Origin of the sequence: Actinoplanes sp. CA-051413 (assembly GCF_050955795.1) — a bacterium.
Taxonomy (GTDB): domain Bacteria; phylum Actinomycetota; class Actinomycetes; order Mycobacteriales; family Micromonosporaceae; genus Actinoplanes.
In genome coordinates this window covers 495,135-509,916 of record NZ_CP192100.1, presented here as the reverse complement: position 1 = coordinate 509,916, position 14,782 = coordinate 495,135, and the positions used below count along the sequence as shown (strand labels likewise).

Annotated in this window: 17 protein-coding genes; 10 read left to right on the top strand and 7 right to left on the bottom strand. The window is 71.2% G+C overall.

Annotated features, from left to right (window positions below):
- Positions 1–382 precede the first annotated feature (382 nt).
- Positions 383–1,612 carry a glycosyltransferase family 4 protein gene (locus ACQP2Y_RS02450; protein ID WP_433724155.1) on the bottom strand — a complete coding sequence of 410 codons (1,230 nt, stop codon included), beginning with the start codon at positions 1,610–1,612 and terminating at the stop codon, positions 383–385.
- Positions 1,613–1,683: 71 nt separating this feature from the next.
- Here ACQP2Y_RS02450 and ACQP2Y_RS02445 point away from each other — a divergent pair, with 71 nt between their 5' ends.
- From ACQP2Y_RS02445 to ACQP2Y_RS02430, 4 genes are all read left to right on the top strand, one after another.
- Positions 1,684–3,249, top strand: coding sequence for a protein kinase domain-containing protein (locus ACQP2Y_RS02445; protein WP_433724153.1), 1,566 nt, complete (start codon positions 1,684–1,686; stop codon positions 3,247–3,249).
- Positions 3,250–3,539: 290 nt separating this feature from the next.
- Complete coding sequence (locus ACQP2Y_RS02440) at positions 3,540–4,013, top strand: cysteine dioxygenase (RefSeq protein ID WP_433724151.1); 474 nt, start codon at positions 3,540–3,542, stop codon at positions 4,011–4,013.
- Positions 4,014–4,024: 11 nt separating this feature from the next.
- Entirely contained in the window at positions 4,025–4,435 is a 411-nt protein-coding gene (locus tag ACQP2Y_RS02435) for a rhodanese-like domain-containing protein (RefSeq protein ID WP_433731708.1), read from the top strand.
- Between the two features lie 61 nt (positions 4,436–4,496).
- Positions 4,497–4,733 carry a hypothetical protein gene (locus ACQP2Y_RS02430; RefSeq protein ID WP_433724149.1) on the top strand — a complete coding sequence of 79 codons (237 nt, stop codon included), beginning with the start codon at positions 4,497–4,499 and terminating at the stop codon, positions 4,731–4,733.
- Here the strand turns inward: ACQP2Y_RS02430 and ACQP2Y_RS02425 are convergent.
- Positions 4,727–6,376, bottom strand: coding sequence for an MFS transporter (locus ACQP2Y_RS02425; RefSeq protein WP_433724147.1), 1,650 nt, complete (start codon positions 6,374–6,376; stop codon positions 4,727–4,729). The two genes, ACQP2Y_RS02430 and ACQP2Y_RS02425, sit on opposite strands and share 7 nt — an antisense overlap.
- Before the next feature lie 82 nt (positions 6,377–6,458).
- Here ACQP2Y_RS02425 and ACQP2Y_RS02420 point away from each other — a divergent pair, with 82 nt between their 5' ends.
- Together ACQP2Y_RS02420 and ACQP2Y_RS02415 are read left to right on the top strand one after the other, a co-directional pair.
- Positions 6,459–7,190, top strand: coding sequence for a TetR/AcrR family transcriptional regulator (locus ACQP2Y_RS02420; RefSeq protein ID WP_433724145.1), 732 nt, complete (start codon positions 6,459–6,461; stop codon positions 7,188–7,190).
- On the top strand, positions 7,187–7,588 hold the full coding sequence (locus ACQP2Y_RS02415; protein WP_433724143.1) for a PPOX class F420-dependent oxidoreductase: 402 nt from the start codon (positions 7,187–7,189) through the stop codon (positions 7,586–7,588). Before ACQP2Y_RS02420 ends, ACQP2Y_RS02415 begins: the two co-directional genes overlap by 4 nt.
- 7 nt (positions 7,589–7,595) lie before the next feature.
- Here the strand turns inward: ACQP2Y_RS02415 and ACQP2Y_RS02410 are convergent, their stop codons facing one another.
- Positions 7,596–8,300 (bottom strand): anti-sigma factor family protein, encoded by a 705-nt coding sequence (locus ACQP2Y_RS02410; protein WP_433724141.1) that lies wholly within the window; start codon positions 8,298–8,300, stop codon positions 7,596–7,598.
- Complete coding sequence (locus ACQP2Y_RS02405; RefSeq protein ID WP_212991437.1) at positions 8,297–8,800, bottom strand: sigma-70 family RNA polymerase sigma factor; 504 nt, start codon at positions 8,798–8,800, stop codon at positions 8,297–8,299. The genes ACQP2Y_RS02410 and ACQP2Y_RS02405 overlap by 4 nt, the downstream gene beginning before the upstream one ends.
- 249 nt (positions 8,801–9,049) lie before the next feature.
- Here ACQP2Y_RS02405 and ACQP2Y_RS02400 point away from each other — a divergent pair, with 249 nt between their 5' ends.
- Entirely contained in the window at positions 9,050–9,811 is a 762-nt protein-coding gene (locus ACQP2Y_RS02400; protein ID WP_433724139.1) for a COG4315 family predicted lipoprotein, read from the top strand.
- Here ACQP2Y_RS02400 and ACQP2Y_RS02395 read toward each other — a convergent pair.
- The gene (locus tag ACQP2Y_RS02395; RefSeq protein WP_433724137.1) at positions 9,805–10,695 is read right to left on the bottom strand and encodes a DUF1996 domain-containing protein; all 891 of its coding nucleotides are present in this window, start codon (positions 10,693–10,695) and stop codon (positions 9,805–9,807) included. The genes ACQP2Y_RS02400 and ACQP2Y_RS02395 overlap by 7 nt on opposite strands.
- Positions 10,696–10,884: 189 nt before the next feature.
- On the opposite strand from ACQP2Y_RS02395, the gene ACQP2Y_RS02390 reads away from it, so the two are divergent.
- From ACQP2Y_RS02390 to ACQP2Y_RS02380, 3 genes are read left to right on the top strand one after another with little or no spacing between them, the layout of a single operon-like run.
- Complete coding sequence (locus ACQP2Y_RS02390; protein WP_433724135.1) at positions 10,885–12,444, top strand: diguanylate cyclase; 1,560 nt, start codon at positions 10,885–10,887, stop codon at positions 12,442–12,444.
- 23 nt (positions 12,445–12,467) lie between these two features.
- Complete coding sequence (locus ACQP2Y_RS02385; protein ID WP_433724133.1) at positions 12,468–12,785, top strand: helix-turn-helix domain-containing protein; 318 nt, start codon at positions 12,468–12,470, stop codon at positions 12,783–12,785.
- Between the two features lie 33 nt (positions 12,786–12,818).
- The gene (locus ACQP2Y_RS02380) at positions 12,819–13,337 is read left to right on the top strand and encodes a GNAT family N-acetyltransferase (RefSeq protein ID WP_433724131.1); all 519 of its coding nucleotides are present in this window, start codon (positions 12,819–12,821) and stop codon (positions 13,335–13,337) included.
- On the opposite strand, the gene ygiD is transcribed toward ACQP2Y_RS02380, so the two are convergent.
- Together ygiD and ACQP2Y_RS02370 are read right to left on the bottom strand one after the other, a co-directional pair.
- Positions 13,334–14,188, bottom strand: coding sequence for a 4,5-DOPA dioxygenase extradiol (ygiD, locus tag ACQP2Y_RS02375; protein WP_360551116.1), 855 nt, complete (start codon positions 14,186–14,188; stop codon positions 13,334–13,336). The two genes, ACQP2Y_RS02380 and ygiD, sit on opposite strands and share 4 nt — an antisense overlap.
- 17 nt (positions 14,189–14,205) lie before the next feature.
- The gene (locus tag ACQP2Y_RS02370; protein WP_433724129.1) at positions 14,206–14,772 is read right to left on the bottom strand and encodes a hypothetical protein; all 567 of its coding nucleotides are present in this window, start codon (positions 14,770–14,772) and stop codon (positions 14,206–14,208) included.
- Positions 14,773–14,782 lie beyond the last annotated feature (10 nt).

Below are 14,782 nucleotides of genomic sequence, written 5' to 3'. Positions count from 1 at the left end.
CTCAGCGGCGGAGCTGACCATATAACGTTCTGAATACCCTCCGCCCCCGTCGAACGGCCTTTCCGCCTGAACGGCTGAGTCCGATCGCCGATCCGGTGAAACATCGGCCGAGTTCATCCACAGTGTGTGTTCGCGCAGTTGCTCAGGGGCAGGTTTTTGACAACCGTTCTGAAAGAAGCAAAGCACCGCGAGGCTCTTTCGGGTATCGCACCGCAGGTCGGCGTTCCCGCAGCACCCGAACCGGACGGCGAAATACACCCTCTGTCCTGAGTCACGGTCGGTAAACGTGAATAACGATTTCAAGATCGCTTTTCGGTTGCTGGAGAATGACCATTACGACCGGCCCCGGATATAGGGCATGAATACCATCTGCCCAGGTTTGCTACTGGTGCTGGCGATCATGTCCAATTTGCTGGGCGGCCGGGCCGGGCACCACCGCGCCGCGGCTCCCCGCCAGCTCGGCGAAGAGCCGTTCCCAGACCTCACGCACGGTGCTCATCGAATACCGGCTGCTGTCCGCGCGGGCGGCAGCACCCATGGCCCGGCGCCCGGCCGGATCCTCGATCAGCCGCATCATGCCCTCGGCCAGCCCGTCGATGTCCTCCGGCGGCACCAGCAGCCCGTTGCGGCCGTGGTCGATGATCTCGCGCGGACCGGTCGGGCAGTCGAAGGCGACAGCCGGCACGCCCGCGGTGGCCGCCTCCAGCAGCACCATCGGCAGCCCCTCGAAACGGGAACTGAGCACGTACCCCGACGCGGCCGCGAGCTCCTCGTCGAGGCGCCGGCTGGGCCCTTCGAGCCGTACCCGGCCGGTCAGGCCCAGCTCCTCGATCTGCGCCGCGAGCTGGTCCCGCTTGGCGCCGTAGCCGAAGATCCGCAGCTGCCAGTCCGGGTGCCGGGCCGCGACCGGGGCGTACGCCGGGATCAGCAGGTCGAAACCCTTCTGCCGGACCAGCCGGCCGGCCGCGACCAGCACCTTGCTCTCCAACGCGGCCGGCGGCAGCGGCCACGGCGGGATGCCGTTGGGGATCCGCACCACCCGCACCGCGCTGTCGCCCAGCGCCGCCCGGTAAGTGTCGCGGTCGTGCTCGGTCAGCACCGCCACGGCGTCGAGCCGCGGATACGCCCGCAGGATCGCCGCTCGCAGCCGCGGCTTGTAGGTCTCCAGGTTCATGTGGTCCTGGGCGATCCGGATGAGCCGGCGCGGCCCGAACCAGGCCGACAGCAGATTGTGCGCGGGACGCGTGGTGATCAGCACACCGTCCCGGGAGGACCGGAAGTACCGGACGATCGTCAGGTCGACCTGCGGGTCCCAGCGGCGGTAGCGGGAGTCGTGCCGGTGCGGCAGCGGGTTCTTGAAGCGCCGGGCCTTGTTGAGCAGGCGGCTCTTCTGCCCCGGCCGGTCGCTGCGGCGGTCGCCGGACTCGCGCAACTCGGTCAGGGGCACCAGCCGGACCCGGGGGTCCAGGGCGAAGACAGTCTTGTCCCCCGTGCGGTACACGCTGGCGATCTCGACCTCGTGCGTCTCGCACAGCGCGTTGGCCTGATTGAAGACGCTGCGGATCGTGCCGCCGCCACCATAGGCGTTGTGCAGCAGGTACCGGATTTTCACGTCAGCAACGTAGCAACGATCGCAAAATGTTTCGGACCCGTCCGCGGACCGCGCCGCGCCGAATCACCGCCATGGACGTTGCGCGGGAGCTGATCGCCGGCCGCTACCGGCTGCTGGAGATCATCGGTGCCGGCGGCATGGGCCGCGTGTGGCTCGCCGACGACGAGCTGCTGCGCCGCCGCGTCGCCGTCAAGGAGATCGCCACGCCGACCGACGTGAGCACCGCGCAGATGCTCGACGCCCAGCTCACCACGATGCGTGAGGCACGGGCGGCGGCCCGGCTGGAGCATCCCGGTGTGGTCGGCGTCTACGACGTGGTGTGGCGCCCGGACCGCTCGTGGATCGTCATGGAGTACGTCGAATCCCGATCGCTGGACGCCGTGCTGCGCGAGGGCCCGCTGCCGCACCGCGAGGCCGCCCGGATCGGCCTGGGCGTGCTGGCCGCGCTGCGGGCCGCGCACGAAGCCGGCGTGCTGCACCGCGACGTCAAGCCGCACAACGTCCTGCTCGCCACCGACGGCCGGGTGGTGCTCACCGACTTCGGCCTGGCCAAGATCAGGGGTGTCGAGCAGGGCGCCGAGCCGTTGCTGGGCTCGCCGTACTTCGTCGCGCCCGAGCGGTTGCGCGGCGACGACGCCGGCGAGGCAGCCGACCTGTGGTCGCTGGGCGCCACGCTCTACGCCGCGGTGGAGGGTCAGGCGCCGTTCCAGCGCTCGACCACGACCGCCTCGCTGACCGCGCTGCTGACCGAGCCGCCCGACCCCGCCCGCTTCCCCGGCCCGCTGACCCCGATCATCGACCAGCTGCTGCACAAGGACCCGGCTCAGCGGTTGCCGGCGGCCGACGCCCAGGCCCGGCTCCAGCGGGTGGCGGACCGCGCGGTCGGCGTCTTCCCGATGCGGGTCCCGCGGCAACGCACGCCGGCCCCGCCCGGCACGTCCGCGCTGGGCATGGCGATGATCCTCGACCGGATGAGCCCGGACCGGCCGGCCCGCGACCGCATCGCCCGCAGCACCAAGGTCGCCCTCGTCGCGGCCGCCGTACTGCTGGTCGGCACCACCGGCACAGCGCTGGCCCTCGACCGCCGGCCCGGCACCACCCCGGACGCCGGCGCGAGCACCGGCACGGCGGCCGGACCGCTCGCGATCTGCGCCCCGGGCGGGCCGGCGGTCAGCGGCAGCACCCAGGCCCGGGGGTACGCGGTCCCGGCCGGCTGGCTCTGGCACACCGACCCGACCGGTTTCGACGTGGCGGTGCCGCGGGGCTGGACCCGTTCCCAGGACGGCACCGCCGCCTGTTTCCGGGATCCCGGTGGCAGCCGCTCATTCCGGGTGGACGCCTCGGCCCGGCTGGCCGGCCCAGCCCTCTCCTACTGGCAGGGCCAGGAGCAGGACGCGCTCGCCGCCGGAAATCTGCCCGGTTATCAGCGGGTGACCGTGAACGCGATGCCGCAGCAGGGCGGCGCGGAGTGGGAGTTCACCTGGCAGCCCGACGGCGAACCGGTACGCCGGCACGAGCGCCGCGTACTGCTGTCGATGAGTGACGGGCGCGCGTACCTGGTGGAGTGGACGACGCCCGAGGGCGACTGGGCGGGCAGCGAGCCGTACCTGCGACTGGTCCTCGCCAGCCTCTCCTGACCCTCGTTCCCGCATTGTGGTACAGGTTTGATTTGTGCCCGGGTGGCCGACCACGATGGGCGCATGCAGCGGCAGGGTATTCCCCTCACGGCCCGCCGGGTGATCGACCTGGCGCGGTGCGCCAGCGCGCGCTGTCCCCGCTGATCTGCGCTTTTCGCGCCCCCTGAGCAACACCTTCCCGGCCTGAGGGCCAGTTTCTGGGTTCTTCCCGCGCGTCGTCCGCTCCCGGCCGTACTGTGGCGGTAAACCTATAGAACTGATAGGCAATATATGCAAAGCGAGGAGCTGCAGTGACCGTCGTCGACATCCGCCTCGACCATCTCGCCACCGCCACCCGGTACGCCGCCGACCCGGACTCCTGGCCCGTCGCGCCCCGCTTCAACGCGGTCGACCGGTGGTACCACCGGCTGGCCCAGGAACCGGACCACGAGGTGTGGCTGCTGACCTGGCTACCCGGGCAGGGCACGGACCTGCACGACCACGGCGGCTCGGCCGGCGCGTTCTACGTCTACTCCGGGGCTCTCACCGAGGACACCGTGGCCACGGGCGCGGACGGCTCGCCCCGGATCACCGCCCGCGAGCTGGGCGAGGGCGCCGGCCGCCGGTTCGGCACCCGGCACATCCACCGGATCACCAACCGCTCCAACCGGCCCGCGATCAGCATCCACGCGTACGGCCCGGCCCTGACCACCATGACGCGCTACCGGATCGGCGCCGCCGGGCTGGACGTCGTCACCGTCGAGCGAGCCGGAGCCCAGTGGTGAGCACTCCCCTGCTGCGCAGCGCACCCGCCTTCGCCGCCGCCCCCGAGGGCGCCCGGAGCATCGACGAGCTGCTGGCCGGCGCCCGGGCCCGGCTGGTCCGGCTCGGCCCGCACGAGACGTACCGGGCCGTGGGCCGTGGGGCCGTACTGGTGGACATCCGCCCGGCCGCCCAGCGCGCCGAGCACGGCGAGATCCCCGGCGCGGTCATCATCGAGCGCAACGTGCTGGAATGGCGCCTCGACCCCCGCAGCGACGCCCGGCTGTCCTTCACCCGCTACGACCTCGAGGTCATCGTGACCTGCCAGGAGGGCTACACGAGCAGCCTGGCCGCGGCGGCGTTGCAGGACCTCGGTCTGCTGCGGGCGACCGACCTCGACGGCGGTTTCAAAGCCTGGCAGGCGGCGGGGCTCCCGACGATCTGAGGACCAGAGGTACGGCTAGCACGGTGTCCCGCCGCCACCCCGCGGTCCTAGCGTCGAGGGCATGAAGCGAATCGGCGTCGTACTCCTGTGGATCATCGGACTCTACTTCGTGGCGCGGGCGGTGGTGGAACCGTTCGTCATCGACTTGACGGACCCGGCGACGTACCACCTGGACTGGGGCGGCCCGCACCTGGCCGGGGTGCTGGCCGTCCACTGTGGCCCGGGCATTGTGGCGGCGGCGCTGATGGTGCGGTCACTCCTCCAGCGTCGCCGCCCAGCCGTGGCCGCCCGTCAGTGACCGTCGTCCGGTCGCGCGTGCCGGGGCAGCCGGAACGACAGCCCGAACGCCAGCACCAGCATCGCCAGCGCCACCAGCAGGCTGCGTACGGTGGTGTCCCGGAAGCCGGCGTGCACCGCCTGTTCGGCGTACCCCCCGATTTCCGGCGCGGCCGCCCCCTGCGCCGCGCGGCACGACGCGGGCTGCACCGCCGGGTCCTCCTCGGCCGCCCGGTCGCGCAGGCAGTCGCGGATGCCGGTGACGGCCGCCGGCTGGGCCTCGGCCGGCACGGCCGCCGCGGTCAGCGCCGGCCGTAGCCCCGCCGCGTCGACGTGGTCCGCGACCGCGCCGGGCAGCAGTCCGAAGAAGACAGTGCCGAGCACCGCGATGCCGAACGCGCCGCCGAGCTGCTGCACCGAGGTGAGCGCCCCGGACGCCGAGCCGGTCTCCTCGTCGTCGACCCCGGCCAGCACGATGTTGAAGAACGGCGCCATGGCCAGGCCCATGCCCGCGCCCAGCGGGATCAGCGCGGGGATCAGCAGCCACGGAGTGATCTCAGCGCCCGCCAGCTGCACGGTGACCGCCACGGCGGCTGTGCCGAGCGCCATGATCACGGTCCCGATCAACAGCAGCTTGCGGCCGAGCCGTTCGCTGAGCCCGGCACCGGCCGCGATGAAGCCGGCCACCGTGCCGAGGGCCTGCGGCAATGTGGTCAGGCCGGCCTTGAGCGGCGAGTAGCCGAGCCCGATCTGCAGATAGAGCGTGAAGATCAGTCCGGTGCCGATCAGCGCGGCGAAGAAGACCAGGCCCAGCAGCAGGCCGCTGGTGAACGCCCGCTTGCGGAACAGCGTCGGGGTCACCAGCGCGTCCAGGCCCCGGCGTTCGCGGCGCGACTCGTAGACGCCGAAGAGACCGAACAGGGCGACGCCCAGCGCCAGCATGACGAAGATCCAGACCGGCCAGTCCAGCTCGCGCCCCTGCACCAGCGGATAGAGCAGCAGGAACGCCGCGACCGCGGCGAGCAGCACACCGGCCACGTCCAGCCGGGGGCGGCGCTCACTGCGGAACTCGGGCAGGAACTTGATCGCGCCGAGCACGGCGAAGACGCCGAGCGGCAGGTTGATCAGGAAGATCATCCGCCAGCCGGTACCGAAGTAGTCCGCGTCGACCAGCCAGCCGGCCAGGATCGGGCCGCCGACCGCGCCGAGACCCATCACCGGGCCGAACGCGCCGAACGCCTTGGCCTGCTCCGCCGGGGCGAACATCTGCTTGATCATGCCCAGGCCCTGCGGCAGCATGACCGCCCCGAACAGGCCCTGGACCGCGCGGGCCCCGATCAGCACCCCGGGCGAGAAGGCGAGCGCGCAGACCAGCGAGGCGAGCGTGAAGCCGACGGCACCGATGACGAACATCCGGCGCCGGCCGTAGATATCACCGAGCCGGCCGCCGGTGAGCAGCCCGATGGCCATGGACAGGGTGTACGCCGCACCGAGCCACTGGATCAGGCTGAGCGAGCCACCCAGTTCGGCCCGGATCACCGGCCCGGCGATCGTGGTGACCAGCGAGTCGAGCAGGTCCATCACCTCGACGGCGAGGATCACGAACAACGCGACCCAGCGCCATCGGTACGGAGTCTCGGCGGCTTTCTCCAGCACAGCTTGCATAGCGTCCCCCGGAACAGTGTTCGTTGTTGTCGAACACCGTTCTACCGACGAACACCGTTCGCGTCAAGTACGCTGTACGCTGATGAGCGAGCTTCCCCTGCCCCCGTGGCGGCGTACCGTCCCCAAACGCCCCCGCCCCGCCAAGGCCCCGCTGAGCCAGGACGAGATCGTCGACGCCGGGCTGCGGATCGTCCTGGAAGAGGGCATCGAGGCGGTGAGCATGCGCCGCCTGGCCGCGGTCTTCGACACCGGCGCCTCCAGCCTGTACGCCCACGTGGCGAACAAGGAGGAGCTGCTGCACCTGATGTTCGACCGGATCTGCGGTCAGGTGGAGGTCCTCGCGCCCGACCCGGAGCACTGGCAGGAGCAGATCAAGGAGATGTGCCGGCGCGGGCACGCCCTGATGGCGAAATACAACGACATCGCCCGGGCGGCGCTGGCCACCGTGCCCAGCGGGCCGAACGCGCTGCGGATGTCCGAGGCGATGCTGGCCATCATGCTCGCCGGAGGCGTCCCGCCGCAGGTGGCGGCCTGGTCACTGGACCGGCTGTTCCTCTACATCGTCGCCGACGCCTACGAGAACTCGCTGCACCAGCTGAACCTGGTGGAGGGCCAGAGCACCCGCGAGTACTTCGACACCTTCGTCGGCCAGCTGACCGACTACTACACCAACCTGCCGGCCGACCGGTTCCCCAACATCCGGGCGCACGCCGCGGTGCTGACCGCCGGCTCGGGCGACGAGCGCTTCGAGTTCGGCCTCGACATGCTCATCGACGGGCTGTCCCGATACACCGACCGTACTGTTGATCCATGACCACCCTGCCCCCCGGGCTGCTCGACCTGCTCGGCAAGCCCAGCCCGTGCTTCATCGCCACCACCATGCCGGACGGCTCACCCCAGCTCACCCAGACCTGGGTCGGCACGGACGGCGAGCACATCGTGATCAACACCGTCGAGGGCTACCAGAAGGTCAGGAATGTCGAGCGTGATCCCCGGGTCGCCGTGACCGTGGCCGACCCGGACGACGTGACGAACTACTTCTCCGTCCGCGGCCGGGTCCTCGACATCTCGCCCAAGGGCGGCGCCGAGCACATCGAGGAGCTGGCCCAGAAGTACCTCGGCGGGCCGTACCCGTGGTTCGGCGGCCGGGACCAGGTGCGGGTGATCCTCAGCATCGAGGTGGAGAAGATCATCCACGCGCCCTGGGGCTGACGCCGGCTCAGACAGTGGCACTCGTGTACTGCTTGCCCTTCTCCGTCACCACTCGGACCGAGGCCACGTCGGCCGGGGCGACCAGCGCGCTGCCGTCCAGCGTGGTGCCCTCGGCGGCGCCCTTCTCCGAGACCACCCAGCTTCCGGCCAGCACCACCGTGCCGTTGCGGGCGACCACCTCGAGCCGGCACCGCTCCCCCGCCGGGATCCCGGCGACCGCGGCCTTGATCCGCACCCAGCCCGGCGCCGGAGCCACCGCCACGGTGATCCGCGCGCCGGTGCCGGCGTCGACCGCGGTCGCCGTCTTCGTGCCGGGAATGGTCGTCTGCTCGACCTGCGACGGCGTCGGCAACGCGATCGGAGCGCCCGGATCAGCAGTGCCCCGGCCCACCACCACCCCGGAGGCGATCGCGGCGGCGACGACCACGGCCGCGGCGGCACTCACCAGCGCCGTCCGCCGATGCCGCCTCCCGGCCGACTCGTCCCGGATCTGCCGCAGCGTGCGCTGCAGCAACAGGTCACCGCCCTCGGGCGGCCCGTCCAGCAGCATCGCCTCGGGCACGGCCTCGAGTGCCATCGTCCACTCCCGCAGTGATTCCACCTCGGCGCGGCACTCGGCGCAGCCGGCGAGATGCTCCTCGACCAGGCGTACCTGCTCCGCGTCCAGCGACTTCGTCAGATAGCCGGCGAGGTCCACGTGATTCGTCTTCATGAGGCAGACCGTTCCGTTCCGGCTGCGCTCAGCGACCGGAGCTCGCGTAGTGCCCGCAGGGCATAAAAGGAACGCGACTTGACGGTGCCGGGCGGAATGCCCAGCGCCTTCGCCGCCTCCGCGACCGTGCTGCCGAGCAGATAGACCTGCTCCAGCACTTCGCGGTGCTCGGCCGAGAGCCGGCTGAGCGCGTCGATCACCACCACCGAGTTGACCACCTGCTCCGCGTGGTCGCCGGAGACCGCCACCTCGACCGGCGACTCGCGCACCTCGGGAGCGCGGGCGTTACGGGCGCGGATCTGGTCGGTGACGATGTTGCGGACCACGGTGAGCAGCCAGCCGCGTACCGAGCCCTTGCCGTTGACCAGGCTGTCCGGATGTCGCCAGGCGCGGACCAGGGCCTCCTGGACCACGTCCTCGGCGGCGGCCCGGTCGCGGGTCAGCTGCGTCGCGTACGCGAGCATCGCCGCCCCGTGCTCCGAGAACAACGATCTGACCAGCGCCTCATCGGCCACCTCCCGGCGACGTTGGAGCCTCAACCCCGGCATTTCTTCCCCCCGGTTACGGCGGTCACCACGCCGAGGCCGGCCGGACGGAGCGCGTGTCCGGCCACCCTCGACCCCCGTTTCGTCGGTCTGACTCCCCCCACACGTGCCGGTGGGCCGGATCGGTTCAGAACAATTTCCCGCTGAACCGGATCCGGCCCGCGGTCGTGTGGATGGCGTACCGGCTCACCCACAGGGGGAATCATGAAGCGCAGCCGCATCACCATCGCCGTCCTGGCGCTGACCAGCGCGTTCGGCCTCGCCGCGTGCGCACCGGCCGGCACCACCCCGACCGAAGTGCGATTCGTGGCCGCGGAGGGCGAGACGCCCGCCGCGCCGGCGGTGCCGCCCGAGCCGAGCACGGCGCCGGAGCAGGCCGAACTGGCCGCCGAGACCCCGGACCGGTCATCCGAGCCGATCCCCGAGCCGACCGTCGCGAAGACCCAGAAGTGGGTCAAGATCTTCAGCGGTGCGTCCGACAAGGACATCACCCCGCCGAAGAGCATCCGTAAGGGCAGCAAGACGGTCGAGCTCAACACCGCCGAGAACCCGGTCATCGGCACCTACGTCACGGACGGCGCCGGGCGCACGCTCTACCGCTTCGACGAGGACAGCAACAAGCCGCCGAAGGCGACCTGCAACGGCGACTGCGCCAAGGCCTGGCCGCCGCTGCTGATCAAGTCGCCCGGCAAGATCTTCCCGAAGGGCATCAACCCCAAGATCCTGGGGTACGTCGAGCGCGCCGACGGGACCTGCCAGGTGACCATCAACGGCTGGCCGGTGTACTACTTCGCCAAGGACGCCAAGCCGGGCGACATTCTGGGTCAGGGCGTCAAGGGCACCTGGTTCGCGGTCGACCCGAAGGGTGCCAAGACCGGGGCGCTGCCCGAGTCCGCCGGCGGGACCGGTGGCACCGCGAACTCCGGTGACGCCGGTGGCGACGCCCCCGCCGACCCGGGCTACTGACAGCTGCGAGCGGCGTTCAGGCACCGTACGACCTCGTTCATCAGGGCATCCGGCATCAGATTGACGAAGAACGCGTGATCGGTCAGCGAACTGTGCCGCTGCGCGTCGAACGAGTCGATCCGGTACCGGATGCCCGGCGCGATGGCGTAGGCGGCGACGATCCGCAGCCGCGGCACCGCGAAGGTCGAGATCGGACAGCCGCCCCCGGGGAGGGCGAAGACGAGCTGCTGGCGATGGTCGTTGCTGTCCACCCGCCGGCCGTCCCAGCAGCTCGGGAAGTCGAAGACCCGCAGCACCGGCTCACCGCGGGGACAGACGACGTATCGCAGACTGCGACGCTCGGGGCTGCCGGAGCAACTCCAGACCGCGGCGGCCCGGGCGCCACCGTTCGTCACCGCGTACGCGTCCCCCACCTCGCCCCGCAGCAGCCGCGGCATCGCCAGGACCGGCCCCCGCGGGTTGCCGTGGAAAGCGAAGCTGACCCGGACCGGGACCTGCACCGCCCCGCCGTGCGGACCGTCCTGCGGGCCGAAGGTGCGCAGCACCGGCCAGTAGTAGCTTGATTCGTCGCCGTTGGTGCAGGTGGTGCCGCCGCCGGCGAGAGTTTTCACCGTGCTGCCGACGTCGACGGAAAGGTTGCCGAAGAAGTCGTGCAGATGGTGCACCGGCCCGGCTTTGCCCGGCGTCACGACGATGTTGCTGCTGTTGCGATGGCCGTTCTCGTTGCGCCCGCAGTCCCACGTGTACGACCCGGTGGCCGCCTCCACCGGCAGGGCGGCGACCTCGTCGATGTCGACATAGTCCGCACCCAGCGACGGCTGGCGCAGCGTGCCCGCGGTGATCGCGCCGGCGGCGAGCAGCAACTCGACGGCCAGGGCCAACATGGCAGCCCTGCGCCGACCTGTCGCGGCGTACGCCATACCGTCACCTTACGCAAACATTCCGCACCCGACGGTGGCACAAACAGGACAGTGCAGGCAAAGTGATCGACTTCGGTGGCCATCGGCGTACCCGAATGCAGGCCTATCGGTCCGGTGGATTTACTAACGCCCGGAACGGCTGATACTGGGCAGATGGCGGACTGGATCTCGGGGGACCGACGGTTGCCGGTGCCGGTGACCGTGTACGGGCCGCTCCACCTGCTCGCCCTGCAGGTGCACCGGATGGCGAACGACGGTCAGGCGTACGAAGCTGTCGCGGCGGCCGACGCCTTCCTGATGATCGCCCGGACGGTCCGCGACGACCGGACGGCCCGGTTCCTGATCCAGGGAAAGATGTACGCCCTGCTGGCCATGGGCCAGCTCGTGGAGGGCACCGCGCTCGGCGAGGAACTGCTGCGTACCGCCGGTTCCCTGCTCAGCGAGGCCAAGGCCCGCTGCGACCTGGCCCAGCTGCACCTGCTGCGCGGCCACTACGTCGACTGCATGCAACACCTGGCCCGGGCCGGCGCCCTGCTGAACGCGGGCCCGGCGGGCACGGACCGGCACCGCTCGGCGATGTGCTCGTTCGCCGAGGCCGCCACCGCCGCGGAGATGTACGAGACGGCGGCGACGGCGTACGACCAGCTGTGCGCCTCGGACTCGCCGAACCGCTCGACGTCGTTCGACCTGGTGCACGCGGTGACCCTGCTCTACTGGGGACTGCGGCTCTCGCACGTCGGCCGGGCCGAAGAGGCCCGCAGCAAACTGCGCCGCAGCGCCGAGATCACCCGGCACCGCCTGGACTCCCAGCCCGACGTGCACGCGACCGCCGTGCACGCCCTGGCCCTGGCCAAGCTGGGCGAGACCACAGTGGCCGAAAAGCTGGCCCGCGAGGTGATCATGCCGCTGCGCGGCGGCGGCACCCACCAGTACGCCCGGATGGCGCACCTGGCGCTGGGCATCAGCCTGCGGGCGCACGGCTTCCCGCACGAGGCCCGCCGCGAGTTCATCGCCGCCCGTGAGCTCAGCGAACACGGCTCCCGCCCCGACGAACGACCGATCATCCGCTTCGAACTGGCCCTGACCGCCCTGGAGATCGAGGACTGCCAGTCCAGCCGCGACCTGTTCGAGACGGTCGAGGGCCAGATGCGCGAGCTGTGGCGGCTGCGGCTGCAACGGCTGGCGATGTTGCGACAGGCCGGCCAGCGCGAAGAGGCCGAGGCAGCCCGGGCCCGAGCGGAACGGGAGATCCTGCTCGACCCGCTGACCGGGCTGGGCAACCGGCGCCGCTTCGACCTGCTGATCGAGGACGTGGACCGGGCCTCGGGGGCGCGGCCGCTGACGGTGCTGCTCATCGACCTGGACCACTTCAAGGCGGTGAACGACGCGTACTCGCACAGCGCGGGCGACCGCGCCCTGCGCGAGGTGGCGACGATCCTGCGCGCCCACTGCCGCACCGGCGACGAGGCGGTCCGGTACGCGGGCGACGAGTTCGTGGTCTTCCTCCAGGGCGACGGCACGACGGGCCGCGAGGTGGCGGAACGCATCCGCACAGCGGTGGCCGCGGCGACGATCCTGCCGGAGGTCCGCCTGACGGTGAGCGTGGGCGTGGCAACCTGGTCCCCGGGCATGACGGGCGACGCCCTGTTCCGAGCAGCCGACGACCGCCTGTACGCCGCCAAATGGAGCGGCCGCAACACCACCGCCGCCTGACGGCCCGACGAGGGGGGTACGCCATGAGTGGATATGCACGGTGGCAGGACATCCGCGCCGATTACGTCGAGCGGGCCGGCGGGGAGGATGCCGTCGAGGCCGGGAAGCAGGAGCTGCTCTCCGTCGTCCTCGGGCATCGCCTGGCCGAGGTGCGCCGGGCCCGCGGGCTCACCCAGCAGCAGGTGGCCGAGCGGATGGGCGTGACCAAGGGCCGCGTCTCGCAGATCGAGCAGGGCAAGATCTCCGGGCAGGACGTGCTGGCCCGGTTCGCGGAGGCGCTCGGCGGCCGGCTCCACCAGGCGATCTACTTCGAGGACGGGGACATCGCGGCCATCGCGTGACAGCGATGCTGCGGGGCAGGGCAGGATCTCCCTGTGGAGATCAAGGGACAGCAGGTTCGGATCGTGCATCTTTCGGGGCCGGTTTTCGCTGCGCTGGCCGCCGGTGATCTTGCCGCGGCGCAGGCGGTCAGTCCCGTGCCGCTCTCGGATTATCTGGCCGGTCCGGACAACCGCGGCGTGTGGGAGCGGCGCCGTGACCAGGTCGAGCAGGATCCCGTCGAGGCCGAATGGGTCACCGGGGTCATCTGGGACGAGCGGCGGCAGCTGGCCGTCGGGCGGGCCGGTTTCCATTCCCGGCCCGATGCCGCCGGCCTGGTCGAGATCGGTTACGCCGTTGATCCCGCGTACCGGCGGCAGGGTTATGCCCGGGCTGCGTTCGAGGCGTTGCTGGCCCGGGCCGCCGCCGACCCTGAGGTCCGGACCGTGCGGGTGACGATCAGTCCGGACAACGTCGCCTCGCTGGGCCTAGTCGCGCAGTACGGCTTCACCGAGGTCGGCGAGCAGTGGGACGACGAGGACGGCCTCGAGATCATCTACGAGAAGGACGCCTAGATGTTGACGCCGTCGGCGGGCAGGCCGGCCGGGATCGCCGCTGCCGCGGTGGTGTCCGTCGACGGCGTCGCGGCCGGCAGGCCCAGCGTGTACGCCGTCATCGACAGGCTGCCGTACGCGTACCCGTCGACCAGCACGTCCGTGCCCTCGCCGCTCGCGCCCGCCAGGCCGGCCAGGTAGAGCAGCGGGAGGAAGTGGTCCGGGGTCGGCACCGCGTGCCGGAAGTCGCGGTGCGCGTCCAGCCGGGCCGCGTTCAGCGGGTCGTCCAGCATCGTCTCCTTGGCGTCGGAGTCGAAGCGTTGCGCCCAGTCGAAGCCCGCGTCCGGCATGTCGCGGTTCACCCCGCCGAGGTTGTGCACGACGTTGCCGCTGCCCAGGATCAGCACGCCCGATTCGCGCAGCGGGGCCAGTTTCGCGCCCAGTTCCAGGTGGTAGTCGAAGCCGCGGTCGGCGTTGATCGAGAGCTGGGTGACCGGGATGTCCGCGTCCGGGAAGGCGTGCACGAGCACCGACCAGGTGCCGTGGTCGATGCCCCAGGAGTCGATGTCGGCGCCGACCCAGGTCGGCTTGACGATGTCGCTGACCTCCTCGGCCAGGGCGGGCAGGCCCGGCGCGGGGTAGTCGACGTCGAAGAGCTGCTGCGGGAAGCCGAAGAAGTCGTGGATCGTGCGGGGCCGCGGCATCGCGGTGACCGCGGTCGCGTTGATGTACCAGTGCGCCGATACCACCAGGATCGCCCGGGGCCTCGGCACCGAAGCGCCGAAGGCCCGCCACGCCTGGGTGTAGCGGTTGGTCTCGAGCGCGTTCATCGGGTTGCCGTGGCCGATGAACGCGGCCGGCATCGTGGTCATCGTTGCAGCTTAAACCTTCACCGCGGGTAGACGACCCCGGAGCGGCCGCTGTACGGGTGCCGGGTGCCGTCCAGCTCGTGCCCGGTGTTCGGCGCGTCCAGCCAGACGATGTAGGGCACGCCCTTCTTGAGCCCGGTGATCGTGGCCGTGACGGTGCAGCCGGTGCCCGCGGGCACGTTCTGCCAGGTGTAGGCGGGTTGGTTGCCGGCCACCAGCGGCTGCTTGACCGCAGTGATCCGGTAGCCGGAGTCGTACTGGCGGGGCCAGGTCACGGTGAGCTGGCCGGCGCCGGGCACGACCTCGATCGGGATCAGCGGCGGGTTGACGGTCCAGTCCTTGGCGCAGCCCGGCTGGACCGGCAGGAACGTCACCGGCGGCAGGACCGGCGGTCGCGAGGCAGCCGGCGACGCCACCGGGCTGGGCGTGGCGCTGCCGGTGGCCACCACCAGCCAGTCGGCACCGCCGGCGATCGGGGTGGCGCTCGCGGCCGCGCCGGGGGTGCCCGCCGACGAGCCGAGCATGCCGCAGCCGCCCAGGGCGATCGGCAGGGCCAGCAGCGGGAGCAGGAGTCTTCTGAGCCGCATGCCCCTTGCT